Annotated in this window: 12 protein-coding genes; 8 read left to right on the forward strand and 4 right to left on the reverse strand. The window is 66.8% G+C overall.

The features are described from left to right. Positions 1 to 4 precede the first annotated feature (4 nt). From ACRYLO_RS14955 to ACRYLO_RS14965, 3 genes are read left to right on the forward strand one after another with little or no spacing between them, the layout of a single operon-like run. Positions 5 to 1,111 carry an AI-2E family transporter gene (locus tag ACRYLO_RS14955; protein ID WP_482660885.1) on the forward strand — a complete coding sequence of 369 codons (1,107 nt, stop codon included), beginning with the start codon at positions 5 to 7 and terminating at the stop codon, positions 1,109 to 1,111. Then, on the forward strand, positions 1,102 to 1,746 hold the full coding sequence (maiA, locus tag ACRYLO_RS14960) for a maleylacetoacetate isomerase (protein WP_482661754.1): 645 nt from the start codon (positions 1,102 to 1,104) through the stop codon (positions 1,744 to 1,746). Before ACRYLO_RS14955 ends, maiA begins: the two co-directional genes overlap by 10 nt. Then, the gene (locus ACRYLO_RS14965) at positions 1,743 to 3,782 is read left to right on the forward strand and encodes a TonB-dependent receptor (protein ID WP_482660886.1); all 2,040 of its coding nucleotides are present in this window, start codon (positions 1,743 to 1,745) and stop codon (positions 3,780 to 3,782) included. The genes maiA and ACRYLO_RS14965 overlap by 4 nt, the downstream gene beginning before the upstream one ends. 37 nt (positions 3,783 to 3,819) lie before the next feature. Here the strand turns inward: ACRYLO_RS14965 and ACRYLO_RS14970 are convergent, their stop codons facing one another. Beyond that, entirely contained in the window at positions 3,820 to 4,911 is a 1,092-nt protein-coding gene (locus tag ACRYLO_RS14970; protein ID WP_482660887.1) for a glycosyltransferase, read from the reverse strand. Between the two features lie 174 nt (positions 4,912 to 5,085). Here ACRYLO_RS14970 and ACRYLO_RS14975 point away from each other — a divergent pair, with 174 nt between their 5' ends. Genes ACRYLO_RS14975 through ACRYLO_RS14985 form a run of 3 tightly spaced genes read left to right on the forward strand, consistent with a single transcriptional unit; the run spans position 5,086 to position 7,745 of the window. Then, positions 5,086 to 6,015 (forward strand): hypothetical protein, encoded by a 930-nt coding sequence (locus ACRYLO_RS14975; protein ID WP_482660888.1) that lies wholly within the window; start codon positions 5,086 to 5,088, stop codon positions 6,013 to 6,015. Further along, positions 6,012 to 6,557: a DUF2141 domain-containing protein gene (locus tag ACRYLO_RS14980; RefSeq protein WP_482660889.1), complete on the forward strand. Its 546-nt coding sequence runs from the start codon at positions 6,012 to 6,014 to the stop codon at positions 6,555 to 6,557. The genes ACRYLO_RS14975 and ACRYLO_RS14980 overlap by 4 nt, the downstream gene beginning before the upstream one ends. Before the next feature lie 6 nt (positions 6,558 to 6,563). Then, positions 6,564 to 7,745 carry a glycosyltransferase gene (locus tag ACRYLO_RS14985; protein WP_482660890.1) on the forward strand — a complete coding sequence of 394 codons (1,182 nt, stop codon included), beginning with the start codon at positions 6,564 to 6,566 and terminating at the stop codon, positions 7,743 to 7,745. Here the strand turns inward: ACRYLO_RS14985 and ACRYLO_RS14990 are convergent. Beyond that, entirely contained in the window at positions 7,735 to 9,279 is a 1,545-nt protein-coding gene (locus ACRYLO_RS14990; RefSeq protein ID WP_482660891.1) for a glycosyltransferase family 39 protein, read from the reverse strand. The genes ACRYLO_RS14985 and ACRYLO_RS14990 overlap by 11 nt on opposite strands. 87 nt (positions 9,280 to 9,366) lie before the next feature. Continuing rightward, a complete protein-coding gene (locus ACRYLO_RS14995) occupies positions 9,367 to 11,022 on the reverse strand; it encodes a dipeptidyl-peptidase 3 family protein (RefSeq protein ID WP_482660892.1) in 1,656 nt (551 codons plus the stop codon). A 110-nt stretch (positions 11,023 to 11,132) separates the two neighbouring features. Here ACRYLO_RS14995 and ACRYLO_RS15000 point away from each other — a divergent pair, with 110 nt between their 5' ends. Continuing rightward, positions 11,133 to 12,758 carry an alkaline phosphatase D family protein gene (locus ACRYLO_RS15000; protein ID WP_482660893.1) on the forward strand — a complete coding sequence of 542 codons (1,626 nt, stop codon included), beginning with the start codon at positions 11,133 to 11,135 and terminating at the stop codon, positions 12,756 to 12,758. Positions 12,759 to 12,868: 110 nt separating this feature from the next. Next, on the forward strand, positions 12,869 to 13,471 hold the full coding sequence (locus ACRYLO_RS15005; RefSeq protein ID WP_482660894.1) for a hypothetical protein: 603 nt from the start codon (positions 12,869 to 12,871) through the stop codon (positions 13,469 to 13,471). A 15-nt stretch (positions 13,472 to 13,486) separates the two neighbouring features. Here the strand turns inward: ACRYLO_RS15005 and pepN are convergent, their stop codons facing one another. Beyond that, positions 13,487 to 16,102 carry an aminopeptidase N gene (pepN, locus tag ACRYLO_RS15010; RefSeq protein WP_482660895.1) on the reverse strand — a complete coding sequence of 872 codons (2,616 nt, stop codon included), beginning with the start codon at positions 16,100 to 16,102 and terminating at the stop codon, positions 13,487 to 13,489. Between the last annotated feature and the right edge of the window lie 99 nt (positions 16,103 to 16,201).

Genomic DNA, 16,201 nt, shown 5'->3' on the forward strand with positions numbered 1-16,201 from the left:
GCCGATGGCCAGCGCCGCCGACGAACGCGTCGCCGTCACCCAGGCACCCGGCCCGAACGAGATGCGCGACCCGGTCATGCGCGCCGAATTGCGCCGCGCATCGGTGTGGTTCGCGCTCGCCGCCGCCGCCGCGCTGGTGGTGCTGCTGATCCAGCCGCTGCTGCTGATCTTTGCCGGGTTGGTGGTCGCATCGATGCTGGATGGCGGGGCGCGGTTGATCCGGCGCGCGGTGCCGATCCCGCGCGGACTGGCGCTGACCATCGTGGTGATCGGCGTAATCGCCTTCATCGGCGGCGTCATCTACCTCACCGGCGTCGAGATCGTCGCACAGGCCGAACAGCTGCGCATCACGCTGGAAACGCAGGCGATGCGGATCAGCGGGTGGTTGAGCGGCCTTGGCCTGATGCCGCAGGCGTCCGACCTGAGCGGGCTGGCCAAGGAAGCGCTGGGATCGGTCGGACGACTCACCTCGTTCATCGGCGGGGCAATCGGGGCGATCGGCAGCTTCTTCCTGATCCTCGTCATCGGCCTGTTCGTGGCGATGGAGCCGCGCCTGTACGAGCGCGGGCTGCAATGGATGGTGCCGATGGCGTCGCGTGACCAGTTCGCGATCACGCTGGCACGGATGGCGCGGACGATGCGCGTGCTGCTCGCCGGGCGGCTGCTGGGGATGGTGTTCGAAGGGTTCGTGACGTGGATCCTGCTGTCGATCGCGGGGGTGCCGATGGCGCTGCTACTCGGCATCCTGACCGGCATGCTTGCGTTCATTCCCAATATCGGGGCGTTCATATCGGGCGTGTTGATGGTCGCCGTCGGGTTCAGCGCCGGGCAGAGCGAAGGGCTGTGGGCGATCGCCATCTATTTGGGGGTGCAGACGTTCGATGGCTATGTGCTGTTGCCGCTGGTGGCCAAGCGCACCGTCGACATGCCGCCGGCCCTGACGGTGTCGTCGCAGATTTTGATGAGCACCCTATTCGGCTTTCTCGGCCTCGCACTCGCCGATCCGATCGTGGCGATGATCAAGGTGGCGCTGGAGCGGCGGTCCGAACAGGCGATTGAAGCGGGCTATGGCGCGGACGATGCGACCGAGATTCAGGGTGAATTGACGTGATTCTGTATGATTATTTCCGGTCGAGTGCCGCCTATCGCGTGCGCATCGCGCTCAATCTCAAGGGCGTGGCGCATGAGCGGCGCGAGGTGCATCTGGTCGAGGGCGCGCAGCGCAGCGACGCGCATCTAGCGCGCAACCCGCAGGGCTTTGTCCCCGCGCTGGACATTGGCGATGGCCGCATCCTGACGCAGAGCCTGGCGATCATCGAATGGCTGGATGCGACCTATCCCGAGCCGCGCCTGATCCCGGCCGATCCGGTCGCGCGCGCCGATGCGATGGCACAGGCGCTGCTGATCGCGGCCGACATCCACCCGCTCAACAATCTGCGCGTGCTGCGCGCGCTCGAGTCGCGGTTCGGCGCGGATGAGGCGGTGAAGGGCGATTGGTATCGCCACTGGATCGTCGAAGGCTTTACCGCGCTTGAGGCGCTGGCGGCGGCCAAAGCGAGTGGCGGGCCGTTTCTGGGTGGGGCAGCGCCGGGGATCGCCGACGTGATGCTGGTGCCGCAGATGTATAATGCGCGGCGATTCGACACGCCGCTCGACGCGTTTCCGACCTTGCTGGCTGCCGACGCCGCCGCCTGCGCGCTGGAGGCATTTGCAGCCGCCAGCCCCGAGCGGGCCAAGCCGGCATGAGGGGCGCTGCCCCGCTGCTGCTCCTTGCCCTGCCCTTCCCGGTTGCCGCGCAAGAGATCGTGATCGTCGGACAGGGGCTGGACGCGCCGCCGGGCGAAGCGGCGCTCGCCACGGTCGAGATCGATCGCGAACGGCTGACCGACAGTGCCAGCGGACGCCTGGAGGATGTGCTGCGCGATGTTGCCGGCGTTGCGCAGTTCCGCCGCGCCGATTCGCGATCGTCGCACCCGACCGCACAGGGGCTTACCCTGCGCGGGTTGGGCGGCAATGCGTCGAGCCGGGCGCTGCTGCTGCTGGACGGCGTGCCGCAGGCCGATCCGTTCGGCGGCTGGGTGCCCTTTCCCGCGACGCTGCCGCAGCGGCTGGCGCGGGTGCGGGTGACGCGCGGCGGGGGCAGCGGCTATCATGGCGCAGGTGCGCTCGCCGGGACGGTCGAGCTGTTCAGCGCCGATGCGCGCACGCTGGGGCCGGTGGCGCTCACCGGATTTTACGGCAGCCGCGACTCGGTCGATCTGGTGGCGACCGGCGGCGCGAAGCTGGGCAGCGGCGAGGTGACGGCGGCGGCGCAATATGCGCGCGGCGATGGCTTTGTGCCGATCGTGGAGGGGCAGCGCGGTGCCGCAGATCGTGCCGCACCCTATGAACAGGCGAGCGTGGCGCTGCGTGGGGTGGCACCAGTTGCGGTGGGGATCGAGCTGCAGGCGAACCTGTCGGCCTTCACCGACCAGCGCGATCGCGGGACGGATTTTACTCCGGTCAACAGCCGCGGGGCGGATGCCAGCTTGCGCCTGATCGGCAGCGGGCGCTGGCGCTGGGCGGCGACCGGCTGGTTGCAGCACCGCGATTTCGCCAGCGGCTTTGCCAGCGTCAACGCGGCGCGTAGTGCTGCGAGCCCGACGCTGGACCAGCATATTCCCGCAACCGGCACCGGGCTGCGCATCGAGATCGAGCCCCCGCTTGGCAGCGGATGGACGCTGCGCACGGGCGGCGACCTGCGCATGGTCAGCGGGCGGACGAACGAACTCTATAGTTTTGTCGCGGGCACCCCGACACGCCGCCGCGTGGCTGGGGGCGAGAGCAGCACCGCCGGACTGTTCGCCGATCTGAGCCTGGAGCGCGGCGCGCTGACGCTGACGGCGGGCGGGCGCGCCGACCGCTGGACGATCCGCGACGGTCGCCTGTTCGAGGCGCTGCTGGCCGGTGGCGCGCCGCTGACCGACAGCCGCGCGCCGAATCGCGCCGGGTGGGAGGGCAGCGCGCGGCTGGCGGGCGCGTTGCGCGCCAGCGACGCCATCACCGTGCGCGGCGCTGCCTATAGCGGGTGGCGGCTGCCCACGCTGAACGAGCTGTACCGCCCGTTCCGGGCCGGGGCGGATGCGACCGCCGCCAACCCGCAGCTTGCGCCCGAACGGCTTCGCGGGGTGGAGATCGGGGTCGATTTGACCCCCGCATCCGGCTTCAGCCTGCGCGCGACCGGGTTTCTCAGCCAGCTCGACGATGCGATCGGCAATGTGACCCTGGGCAGCGGGCCGGGGACGTTTCCCGGCGTCGGATTCGTCGCGGCGGGCGGCGTCTATCGCGTGCGGCAGAATTTCGATGCGATCGAATCGCGCGGGGTTGAGATTGACCTGGGCTGGCAGGCCGGGCCGTGGCGGGCGGGGGCGTCCTGGGCCTATACCGATGCGCGGGTGGAGGCGTCGGGCAGCGCGGCGCCGCTGAACGGACGGCGCCCGGCACAGACCGCGCCGCATCAAGTCTCCGCGCATGTCGGTTATAGCGGCGAGCGGCTGAGCGTTTCCGGGACCGCGCGCTATGTCGCGGCGCAGTTCGAGGACGACCTCAACGTGCGTGCGCTGGCGGACGCGCTGACGTTCGACGCCGTTCTGCGCGTACCGCTGGCAAAGGGCTTTGCGATCAAGGCGCGGGCCGAGAATTTGACCGATGCGCGGATCGAAACGGGGGTCAGCGGCACCGGCGTCGTCGAACGCGCCAGTCCGCGCACGTTGTGGATCGGGTTCAGCTACCGCCTGCGCTAGCCTTTGTCCGGCTCCGCTGAAGCGGCACCAGCGGTCGCTATTTCAAACGCTGAGCGACGAGGCGATCGAACAGGTCGAGATACGCCGCGATTGGTTCCGGCCCGTCCTCAACCAGCGGCTCGGGCCGTGTCCGCCCAGGCATCAGCCAATGGTTGAGCGCACCGACCAGCCGCGCGCGATCCCCCGGCGGCACGACCGATCCGCGCGAGGCGCAGTTGATCAGTTCATGAATCGCGACGCTCGAATCGGTGGCGACGATCGGGGTGCCAGCGGCCAGCGCCTCCCGCACCACGCCCGGCACGCCTTCGAATTCGGAGGTCAGCGCGACGACATCGGCGCGGGCGATCACCGGCAGCGGGTCGGGCGCATGGCCGGGCATCGACACACGGTCCGCCAGGCCGAGTCGCTCGACCAGCCGTTCGAGCTGTTCGCGCTCCTCACCTTCGCCCAGGATGAGCAGCTTGACGGTTGGATCTGCAAGACGCGGTATCGCCGCGATCAGCCGTTCCCATTTCTTTTGAGGTGCGAGCCGCCCGACGCCGAGGATGAAGCGCCCCTCCGGCAACTGCGGCAGCGGTGCGCCGGGGATCGGCACGGCTGGCGGATTGGGAATGACGACCACCCGCGCAGGGTCGATGCGCATCTCCCGCACCGCCTCTGCCCCCGTCGCCGGGGTCATGGCGACGACCGCGTCGAGGAAGGACGGGTGCATGCGCAGCCACAGCGCATAGCCAAGCCCCACCGCGCGCGGCAGATCGGGGCGGATCAGCGTATTGGACACCTGTGCCGCCATCGGCGGGCACGCCTTGCCCAACCGGCGCTTCAGCCAAAAGGCCGCGGCCGTATAATGGTTGCCGGGGCAGAAGATCGCATCGGGCCGCACCTCCCGCACGATGTCGGCAATCCCGAACATCGCCCGATAGCGCGCGTCACCCAGTTCGCGCACCTCGACATTGGGCGGAATCTCATGTGCCAGCGCACCGCGCGCATCGCCGATCACCAGCGTCACGCGCCGACCGGCCTCGGCCCAACCGTTCGCCATGCGCATCATCGCACGCTCCACCCCGCCCCCTTTCAGGGTCTGGGCAAAGCTGAGGATATGGGTGGCGGTTTGATTTGGTTGGGGCATGGGCTTGCAGCGTGCCTTGTTAAAGCCCAAATCACCCCGCGTTGAAACCATAATCTCGGGCCATTCCGCCCCCACTTGCATAGCGGCCACCTTTCCGAGACATGTTGCACTGTGAACGGGCTACGAGCAGGGGTTGCCTGATTGGCTGATGTGGAACCGCCAGGAGCGCAATCCTTGACGACCGATACGCTTCCCGGTGCGGCGCCCAAGCCGGTCGTCGCGGAACTGGCCGAACTCGAACCGATCGCCAAGATCCGGCGGCGCTGGCCGACCTGGCTGGGTGCGGTGCTGTCGATCCTGATGGTGGTCGGGATCGGTCATGAACTGCTGGACCAGGGGCTGGCAGGGCTGACCCGCACCGCGCCGGCCAGCTGGCTGTTCTACCTGATCTTCGTCCTGCGCTACATGGTCGGACCGACCTTTGACTTCATCATCTATCGCCGCCTGTGGAATATCCCGTGGTCGGGCATGATCGCGCTGAACCGCAAGCGGATCGCGAACGATGTCGTGCTCGGCTATTCAGGCGAGGCCTATTTCTACGCCTGGGCGCGGCAGCGGACCAAGATGGTGGCGGCACCGTTCGGCGCGGTGAAGGACGTCTCGATCCTGTCCGCACTGGCGGGCAATGCGATCACCTTGCTTCTCGTCGCCATCGCGCTGCCGCTGGCGACCGAGATGCTGAGCCCGGCGGAGTTCAAAACCGGAGTGATCTCGGCCGCCGTGGTACTCGGCATGTCGCTGCCGTTCCTGTTGCTGTCGCGCCGCGTCTTCTCGCTCGGCCGCAAGGAGCTGTGGCAGGTGTTCGGAATCCATGTCGCGCGCCTGCTTGCCGACTCGCTGTTGATTGCCGTGGCCTGGGCCGTGGCGCTGCCCGGTGTCGGCTTTGGCACCTGGGTCCTGCTGGCGGCCGCGCGCATGCTGGTGTCGCGCCTGCCGCTGATCCCCAGCCAGGACGTGGTCTTTGCGAGCTTTGCCATTTTGCTGATCGGACGCGGCGACGCGCTGACCGAGATGCTGTCGTTCATGGCAGCGCTCACTTTGCTGTTCCATGCTGTCCTGATCGCAGGATTCGGCCTGCTTGGTTTGTTTAGGAAGGACCTATGACCATCCCCCGCTTCGTCCGTCTCGCAGCCCCGGTTTCGCTCGCCCTGATCGCGGTATCGGCCTGGCCCAGCGCTGCGTCGGCGCAGGCCGCGATCGGTGAGGATGCCGCCGCCTGTGCCGCCGGCAACGTGCCCGCGCTGCGCGTGAACGTGCAGGGGATCAAGGATCGCACCGGGCGACTGAAGCTGGAACTCTATCCGGCGGTCGAGGGCGATTATCTGCGCGACGACCATGTGCTGGTGAAAGAAGGCAAGCTGTTCCACCGCAGCTTTGCCACGACCCCGCAGTCGGGCAATATCGTGCTGTGCATCCGGGCGCCGCGCCCGGGCCGCTATGCGCTGTTCCTGACCCATGACCGCGATGGGGCGAACAAGTTCAATATCTGGAAAGACGGGGCGGGTGTGCCCAGCAACCGCAAGCTGGGGCGCAGCAAGCCCAAGCTGGCCGACGGCATCGTCACGGTCGGCGCGACCGCCACGCCGATCACGATCAAGCTGCAATATGTGCGGGGTCTGTCCGGCTTTTCCCCCAGCGGGGGCTGACCCCCTGTGCGGATCGTCGACGTCAACGAATATTATTCGCCGACCGGCGGCGGCGTCCGCACCTATCTCGACCGCAAGGTGCGGATCATGGCGGAGCTGGGCCATGAACTGATCGTCATCGCCCCGTTCCACGAGGACCGGATCGAGGACCGCGCGGATGGCGGGCGCATCTATTGGGTCAAGTCGCCGCCGCTGATCCTCGACCGCAATTATTGGCTGTTCAACGATCCGGGCGCGGTCACCCGACTGCTCGACGAGATTCGGCCGGACGTCGTGGAGAACAGCTCGCCCTGGCGCCCCGCCTGGTTCATCGGCGACTGGCAGGGCGAGGCGCTGAAGATCTTTTTCGCCCACAACGACAATATGGGTGCCTATCCGCACCGCTGGCTGGAGGGCGTCGCCAGCCCCGAGCGGATCGAGCGGATCTTCGGCTGGTACACCCGCTATATGGACAAGTTCCTGGGCAAATATGACGCGTTCGTCACCAACGGCCCGGCGCTGGCCAAGCGGTACCGCGCGCGCGGATTGCAGGTCGACGCGGCCATGCCGCTCGGCATCGATCGCAACCATTTCTCGCCCGACCTGCGCGACGAGGCGCTGCGCGCATCGATGCTGGCGCAGCTCGACCTGCCGCCCGAGGGGCATTTGCTGATCGGCCTGGGGCGCCATCACAAGGAAAAGCGCTGGCCGCTGGTGATCGACGCGGTGCAGGCGGCGGGGGCGGAGGTTCCGGTCGGGCTGATGCTGCTGGGCCAGGGGCCGCAGAGCGAGGCGCTGGAGCGGCAGATCGGCGGCAACCGCCATATCCGCCTGTTCCGCCCGGTCTATGACCGCGACCGGTTCAGCCGCATCCTCGCCAGTGCCGACGCGTTCATCCATGGATCGGATCAGGAGCCGTTCGGGCTGGTGGCGAGCGAGGCGCTGGCGAGTGGCCTTCCGCTGATCGTGCCCGACGAAGGGGGCTGTGCCGAAGTCGCGGACCCGGCCTTTGCCGAAACCTATCGCGCGCGCGACGCACGCTCCTGTGCCGATGCGATCCAGCGCCTGTTTGCGCGGGATCCGGTGACGCTGCGCGCCGCCGCGCGACAGGCGGCGGGCGAGGTTCTATCCGACCGCGACCATGCGATTGCGCTGGTCGAGCTTTATTCGCGCTGGCTGGCCGAGCCGCCGCGCGGCATCAGGGCGTGACGGGCGCGAACACGTCGGGGCGACACGCGCTCAGATCGACGGGCCAGGCTTCGCGCTTCAGGCGATAGATCACGCGCGTGCGGTCGCGGGTCGCGACGCACAGGACCGGTCGATAGCGCTCCGTCACGACCCGATGCAGCAGCGCGCGCGTCTCCCGATTGCCGAGGCCATAGGGCGGGAAGGTATCGACAATCGCGTCAGGGCTGGCGTCGAGGATCCGGCGCGTCTCGACCAGCGGATCGACGCCGAGCGCGCGGGGATTATTCTCGTCCTGCGCGTTGAAATGCCCGGGGAAGGACCAACGCGACGGCATCGGCGATCCGGTCATCATGTAGAGGCCGGGATAACCGTTATAGACGAAGATGAAGCTATCCTTCGGCTTGGCCGCCGCTGCGACCGCGCGCATCGCGTCGTTGCCGCCCTTGATCGCGATCAGGTGGATCTGCACGATCTGGCCGGCGACCAGCACGATCAGCGCAATCGCGGTGCCGAGCCAGCGCCGCGCATCGAGCGCCGGGGCGAGCAGCAGGCAGAAGGGCAACAGCAGGGGAATCGCGTAATGCGGGCTGTTGAAGCGCCAATAGACGAGGACACCGAACGCAGCGGTCACCACCCATAGGCGAAGCATGCGCGAGTCCGGGCGGAGCAAGTCGGTCCGCAACGCACCCCGGCCAAACCACGCGATCACGCCCAACGGCAGGAACAGCGCGCTGACCTCGGCCAGCTTGGGCAGCTGCACCGCCATCGATCCCTTGCCCTGACCGAAGATCGACAGGAAATTGGCGAAGATAAACGTCTCGGCCTCCCCCACTGCCCAGAAATAGAGGAGAACGAGCGCGGTCGGGAGCAGCGCCAGCGCGACCATGGCGGCGGCAAAGGCGACGAGCCGACTCCACACCATGCGCTGCTGCCAGGCAAGCCATAGAAAGGCGAGGCCGAAGAACATGCCTTCGAACACGACGGTATATTTGATCTGGAGCGCGAGGCCGATCAGCAGCAGCGCGAGCGCGCCACGCGGGACCAGCCGATCGGGCGCGCGCATCGCCGCGAACAGCTGCCACGCTGCGGCGATCACCAGCAGATTGTAGAAGACCGGGGTCTGCCCGCCCTCCCCCTCCATCAGGTTGAGCCACAGGATATAGAGCGCGGCGGCAAGACCCGCGCCCCAGCGCTCGGCGCGCTGACGCGCGAGCAGGTAGATCAGCCACGCCGTCGCGATCACGAACAACGTGGCGACCAGCTTGTACTGGACGAACCCTTCCCCACCGAGCCAGCGGATGCCGGCATAGATCAGGAAGATGCCGATCGGCTTTCGGTCGAAGATGTCGACATAGGGCAGCTCCCCCTGAACCATGCGGTCGCCAACGAGCAGGTAGAATTGCTCGTCAAAGCCCAGCGCGGGATTGCCATAGGTAACGAACCGCACCGCGACGGCAAGGATCGCGAGAAGCGCCAGCACCATGCGGTCCGACCCCATGAACCCCTGAATCCCACCCGGCGCGGTCGCCGCGCGCGAAACCTGGCTGACCGCCACTGAACCCCTTTCCTGACTATGCCATGCGGCAAGCGCGCCGCCCTGCCCCGACTGGCTCCCGCCTGGCAAGCGCAGTGCGGCCCAGCGTTATACCCGGTCCGGATAGACCGGACGGATATCGACCGGAATCGCGGACATCGACGCGATCACGCGCTTCGCCGGATCGTCGAGTACGGCCCACTTGGCCATGAACGCCTTGGTCCCGGCATAATCGCCATTGTGCTGAAGCACGATCATCTCGCGCAGCAGATCGCGTAGCGCCGCTTCGAACTTGGCATTGTCGATGCGATAGCGCCCGGCGCTCTCGTCCCAGACAAAGGCGCCCTTCGCTTTCATATAGCCATATTGCATCGCCGCGCCGCGCCCATGCGCCTCCTCGATCCCGAAGCGCATCGAGCGGAAGGTGCCGGCGAGATAGGTGGCGAACAGCTGTGACTTCTCGGCGGCAGAAATCTCGCCCTTGTCCATCATGAACAGGATGTTCCACGCGCCCATGACATCGGCCTTGGCTTCTTCGATTGCCGATGCCTGATCCTTCAGCGCTTCGCTGACCGTCGTCTTTTTGCCCGCGACGGTGATCGTTCCCGGCCCTAGGCTGTGCGACAGTTCGTGGAACAGCGTGCCGAGCTGCATATATTTCTTCACCACCAGCTTCGACTGGTCGGGCACCAGCACCAGCGGGGCCATGGGCGCGAGGATGCGGTCGTACTTCGCGCCGAGAACGTTCGACAGGATCACCTTCTTCGCGCCCTTCGCCTCACGCACGCGCTCGTCATTGGGCAGGTTGAAGGCGATGGTCTGGACCCCGGGGACATTGTCGCCGCCGCCGCGAATCTGTTCCGCCACCGCGATCGGCGATTCGAAGCCGCGCTGGAAGTTCTTCAGCCCCTCCTCAACCGGAAGGTTCGCCTCCATGTCGCGCAGATAGCGCTTGTACTTGTCGAGCGCGGCGGACTCCTTGGGGTCCTTGAGCGTCACGAAGCTTTCGAACGCGGTCTTCTGGCCGTGGAGCCGGTCGGTATAGACCTCGTACGGCCCGATCGCGACTTCGATCGGGGTGTCCTTGAGGTCCATCCACGCCAGTTCCGACTCGTAATAATCGTCGGTCAGGAACGCCTTGGCGCGCAGCGACAGGAATTTCTTGAGGCTGGGGTTGGTGGTGATCGCCGCAGCTTCGTTGAGCAGTCTCGCCGCCTTGGTCAGCTCGGGCTTGTAGGCGACCGAATAGGGGATCGCCTTGAGTTTCGCGCCGTCGCGCACCACGACGGTGTAGGGGCTGGTCAGCGCCGCCTTCTCCCCCGGATTGGCCGCGAGATAGGCGTCGAACGCCTCACGCGTCAGATCGGTCGGGTAGAAGCCTGCGCCTTCGGGCATCGACCCGCTGCCCCAGAACGCGCGCTTGTCGGCCAGTTCGTCCCATGGCCCGAAATAACGGTCGACCATCTCCAGCTTGAGCGCATCGCCTTCCTTGGCGACCGCCGCACGGGTTTCGCGCCAGTTGGCATCGCGCTGAGCGCGATAGATGTCGGACATGACGTTCGACGCCTGGATCAGCAGATTGACCACCTGCCGCTCCTCAGCGGTGAGAAAGCTGGTGTCGGTCTGCATCTGGATGACCGCGAGCTTCGCCTTTTGCGCGGCAAGGTCATAGCTTTCGTCCTGCGTAACACTCTGGTTGCCCTCCGGCGTGCCGCCACAGGCGGTCGTTGCGAGAAGCAGGGCGGCGAGCGCGAGTCGGCGCATAGGGTCACTCCGGATACGATCAGGTGGGTCGGGTCTAGACCGGGGAACATGAACTGTCACGAACCGGACATGCACGCGCGCCAAGGGGCGAACATCCTAGGGAGACCGCCATGACATTTCGCATCGACCGCCGCTCGCTGATCCTCACCGGCACGCTGGGCCTCGGCGCCTATGCGATCCCCGGCTTTGCCGCGCAGGGGCCCAACTGGATCGTCGACGGCTTCACCCACAATGTCGCGAGCGGAGAGCCGTCGGCGACGTCGATGCTGTTGTGGACGCGCTATGTCGCCAAGGGCGACTCCGCGAAGCTGCGAGTAGAGGTTTCTGCGAGCGCGGACTTCGCCAAGGTCGTGGCGGGCGGCGAAGCGATCACCGGCCCGTGGCGCGACTGGACGACTAAGATCACGGTGACCGGCCTCCAGCCCGGAACGCGCTATTTCTACCGCTTCGTCGCGCCCGATGGCAGCTTTTCCCCCGTCGGTCGGACCAAGACGCTGCCGCTGGGCAGCGCGGCGCGGTTCGGGATCGCGGTGTTTTCCTGCTCCAACCTGCCTTATGGCTATTTCAACGCCTATGGCCATGCCGCGGCGCGCGACGACATCGACCTCGCCGTCCATCTCGGCGACTATATCTATGAATATCAGAAGGGCGGTTATGCGCCCGCATCGGGTGCCGTCGGTGGCCGCTGGCCGTTGCCCGATGGCGAGATCATCCACCTCGCCGACTATCGCCTGCGCTATGCCAGCTATCGCGCCGACCCGGACCTGGCCGCGCTGCATGCCGCCAAGCCGATGATCGTGCAGTGGGACGATCATGAATCGACCAATGACAGCTGGGAGGGCGGCGCGCAGAACCACCAGGCGAACGAAGGCGACTGGAGCATCCGCAAGGCTGCCGCCTTCCAGGCGTGGCGCGAATGGATGCCGGTGTCGGACGAGCCGTGGAAAACCTATGCCATCGGATCGCTGGCGACATTGTTCCGCACCGAAACCCGGATCATCGGTCGCACCAAGCCGCGCGAAGCCGCCGCATTGTTCATGGCACCCGATTCCGCCGCCGCCATCGCCGCTTTCCGCGACGGTCCGTGGCAGGACAAGGCGATGACGATGATGGGCTGGGAACAGGAAGCCTGGCTCGCCGCCGAAATGACGCGATCGGTCAAGGCCGGGACACGCTGGCAGATGGTCGGCTTCGGCACGATCATGGGCAAGACCATGACCCCGCGTCAGGCCGGCGAATGGCTCGCCCCCGACGCACCGGAGCGGGCCAAGCGCTATGTGCAGGCGGGTGCGGCGCTGGCCGCCGCTGGCCTTCCGATGAATTTCGACAATTGGGGCGGCTATCCCGCCGCGCGTGCACGCTTCCTGTCCTCGTCGCAGGCGATGGGCGCGAACCTGGTCGTGCTGGCCGGGGACAGCCACAATGCCTGGGCCTATGACCTGGCGCAGGACGGCAAGCCCGCCGGCGTCGAGTTCGCCGGCCAGTCGGTCAGTTCGCCGGGATACGAAGGTTCGATCAAGGTCGATCCCAAGCTGGTCGCGCGGTCGCTGGTCGAGACCAATCCCGAGCTCAAATGGTGCGACACGTCGAACCGCGGCTACATGGCCGTGACCGTCACGCCCGACAGCGTCCGCAACGACTGGATGTTCGTCGACACGGTCCTGACACCCAGCAAGACCGCGCGGATCGGGCATAGCGCGACCGTAGCGCGCGGGCGGAACGTGATGGCAGGCTGAACCACAGCTTTCGGATCGGGCCAGACAGGGTTCATTTCGACACCGATACAAGCTAATCCTGTCAGGCCCAGTGGCGTTCCCGGCTTGCTCAACCAGAGGAGGGAATAGCCATGCATCGTTCGTCCATGATCCTTGCCGCCAGCGCCGTCGCGCTGCTCGCCGGAACCGTCGCCGTCGCGCAACAGCCCGGTCAAAGCCTGCCCACGGGTCAGCGGCCTTACAAGCCCGCGATCCGCGCCACGCCGACCGCACTGCCCACCCCGCGCGTCCCGGTCGCCTGCAAGGTCGATCCGGCGGTGCGCTCGCTCACGCTGACCAAGGTCGGTGGTAACAAGCGCCGCATCCAGGCGATCATCGAAGTCGTCAACCTCGGCCCCGACACCTGGCGGTCGGGTCCGCGCCAGCAGACCGTGACGCTGACACTGCGCAACGGCAATACCGGTGCGGTCTACACCCGCAGTTTCCCGCTCCGGTCGCCCGCCGCGCGCAGCGCGGTGATGCTGCGCCACACCACCCCGGTACTGAACGACCCATTCGACACATTCGAATTCGCCGGCACCGCCGAGGTCAGCATCGCCTATGACCCCGATATCGCGATCGACGGCAACACGTGCAACGACGACACGAATATGGGTAACAACGGCAAGAAGCTGGTGACCAGCGACATCCAGGCGTTCCTCGGCAACACTACGATCACCAGCCGCACCTGGTAAATTGGCAGGTGGGCGTCAGCCCTCCAGGCTCTTGCTCACCTGCTCCGTCATGTCCTTGCTCAGCCCCGGCTGGGCAAGGATGCGCTCCAGCTCCGCGCGCATCTTTGCGGCGCGCGCCGCGTCGAACCGGCGCCAGCGGCCGAGCGGGGGGACCAGCTTCGCCGCAGTCTGCGGGTTCAGCTTGTCCAGTGCGATCAGTTGATCGGCGACGAAGCGATAGCCGCCGCCATCGACGCCGTGGAACGCGCGCTGATTGACCGCGAACGCACCCACCAGAGCGCGCGCGCGATTGGGGTTGGCGAGGGTGAAGTCGGGATGCTGCGCCAGTTCCTGCACCGCCGCCAGCGTATCGGGCCGGGACGACAGCGCCCGGGTCTGGAACCATTTGTCGAGCACGAGGCTGTTGTCGCGATAGCGTTGGTAGAAAATGTCGAGCGCCGCGACGCGCCGCGGATCGGCCGCTTCGGACGACAGGTTGGCGAGTGCCATCAGGCCGCCCTGCCGGTCGGTCATATTGTCCGCCGCCTCGAACTGCGCGAACGCCAGCTCGGGTCCGTCCGTCGCGCCGCTGGCGTTGATATAGCCGAGCGCGACCGACTTGATCCGCCGCGCGCCCTTCCCCGCCGGGGAATATTCGAAGCGGTTGGCGCGGACGCCCTCATATAGGCTGCGCCATTGCGGTTCGAGCGCGCGGCCAAGGTCGCGGCGCAGCGCCTCGCGCTTCTGGAAGATCAGCTCGGGATCGACCACCGCCAGCTGATCGCCGATGAAGCTGTCGGACGGGAGCAGCACTGCCTCGGCCACGAAGGCCGGGTCAAGCGTCGGATCGGCGAGCGTATTTGCCACCGCCGCGATCACCGGACCATGATCGACATGCCCCTTGGTCACCGCGCCGACGAGCGTGTCGAGCATCAGCTGCTGCATCGCCTCATACCGGGCGAAGGGATCGTCGTCATGCGCCGAGAGAAAGGCGAGATCGGCGGCGCTGCGATTGGTGTCGACGATTACGGGTGCAGAAAAGCCGCGGTTGACCGACAGTACCGGGCGCTCGGGTACGCTGTCGAAGCTGATCTGCGTCTCGGCTCCGTCGAGCAGGACCAGCCGTTCGTCGGCGAGCGGGGCGGCGCTGTCGCTGCCGAACAATTTGATGCGCAGCGGGAGCAACATCGGCGCCTTGACCGGCTGACCCGGGGTCGGCGGCACGCTCTGGCGCAGCGTCAGCGTGGCGCGCGCGCCGTCCGCTTCATGCTCAAGGCTAGCCGAGACACGCGGGGTGCCGGCCTGCGAATACCAGAGGCGAAACTGGGTCAGATCGACGCCGCTCGCTTCCTCCATGCACACGACAAAATCCTCGCACGTCGCCGCCGTGCCGTCGAACCGGTCGAAATAGAGGTCGCTGCCCGCGCGGAATTTCTGGGGCCCGAGGATCGTGGCGATCATGCGGATCACCTCGGCCCCCTTGTTATAGATGGTCGCGGTGTAGAAGTTGCTGATCTCGATATAGTCGTCCGGGCGGACCGGGTGCGCCAAGGGCCCTGCATCCTCCGGGAATTGCGCGGCGCGCAGGCCCCGGACATCCTCGATCCGCTTGACCGCGGCGCTGCCCTGATCCGCGCTGAACTGCTGATCGCGATAGACGGTGAAGCCTTCCTTCAAGGAAAGCTGGAACCAGTCGCGACAGGTGACGCGGTTGCCCGACCAGTTGTGGAAATATTCGTGCGCGACGACCGCAGCGACGGCGTCATAGTCGTAATCGGTCGCGGTATCGGGGTCGGCGAGGATGTAGCGGCTGTTGAAGATGTTCAGCCCCTTATTCTCCATCGCGCCGAAGTTGAAATCGTCCACCGCGACGATGTTGAAGACGTCGAGGTCATATTCGCGGCCATAGACGCGTTCGTCCCACGCCATGCTGAGCTTGAGCGCGTGGAGCGCGTGATCGGTCTTCGCCAGATCCTTCTCCCGCACCCAGATGGCGAGCTGAACCGTGCGCCCGCTGGCGGTGGTGAAGGTCGCGCGATTGGCGGCGAGGTTGCCCGCAACCAGCGCGAACAGATAGCAGGGCTTGGGGAAGGGGTCGTGCCACTCGGCCCAATGCTTGCCGTCTGCACTATCGCCTGCTGCCACCGGATCGCCATTGGCGAGCAGGACCGGGTAGCGCGCCTTGTCGGCGGTCATCTTCACGCGATAGCGCGACAGCACGTCGGGGCGGTCGGGGAAGAAGGTGATGCGACGGAACCCCTCCGCCTCGCATTGCGTGCACAGATTGCCGCCCGAGGCGTAGAGGCCCATCAGCTGGCTGTTGCGGTCGGGGACGATCTCGACCTCGGTCTCGATCACATGCGCGTCGCCGGGCAGGTCGACCACGAGCGCGGGGCCGTCCATCCGCCATCCGCTCGCCTCAACGCCATCGATCCGCACCGCGAGCGGGCTTAGCCCGTCGCCGTCGAGCCGCAGCGGACGAGCATGCGCGCCGTTCCGCGTCACCGACAGGCGCGCGCGAACGCGGGTGCCGCCGGGCGCCAGGTCGAAATCGAGGGCGATGTCCGGGACCAGCCAGTCGGGCTGGGCATAGTCCGCGCGGCGGATCACACGGGGTTGCAAGGTGGGCGTTGCGTCGAGAGCGTCGATCATGTTCTGGCCTTTACGCGCGGGCGCGCAATGCGGCACGCGAAGAAATTCGATTGCGGTGTATCGCCGGAATGCTACGCCTCACCCCGTCGTTGGTTCAAA

Source organism: Sphingomonas sp. SDUR79 (assembly GCF_056821745.1).

What these genes read in the sequence shown, in the direction of transcription:
- ACRYLO_RS14955 (WP_482660885.1), top strand. Translation starts at nt 5, where the DNA reads ATGGCCAGCGCCGCCGACGAACGCGTCGCCGTCACCCAGGCACCCGGC.
- pepN (WP_482660895.1), bottom strand. Translation starts at nt 16,102, where the DNA reads ATGATCGACGCTCTCGACGCAACGCCCACCTTGCAACCCCGTGTGATC.
- ACRYLO_RS14970 (WP_482660887.1), bottom strand. Translation starts at nt 4,911, where the DNA reads ATGCCCCAACCAAATCAAACCGCCACCCATATCCTCAGCTTTGCCCAG.
- ACRYLO_RS14995 (WP_482660892.1), bottom strand. Translation starts at nt 11,022, where the DNA reads ATGCGCCGACTCGCGCTCGCCGCCCTGCTTCTCGCAACGACCGCCTGT.
- ACRYLO_RS15005 (WP_482660894.1), top strand. Translation starts at nt 12,869, where the DNA reads ATGCATCGTTCGTCCATGATCCTTGCCGCCAGCGCCGTCGCGCTGCTC.
- ACRYLO_RS14980 (WP_482660889.1), top strand. Translation starts at nt 6,012, where the DNA reads ATGACCATCCCCCGCTTCGTCCGTCTCGCAGCCCCGGTTTCGCTCGCC.
- ACRYLO_RS14965 (WP_482660886.1), top strand. Translation starts at nt 1,743, where the DNA reads ATGAGGGGCGCTGCCCCGCTGCTGCTCCTTGCCCTGCCCTTCCCGGTT.
- ACRYLO_RS15000 (WP_482660893.1), top strand. Translation starts at nt 11,133, where the DNA reads ATGACATTTCGCATCGACCGCCGCTCGCTGATCCTCACCGGCACGCTG.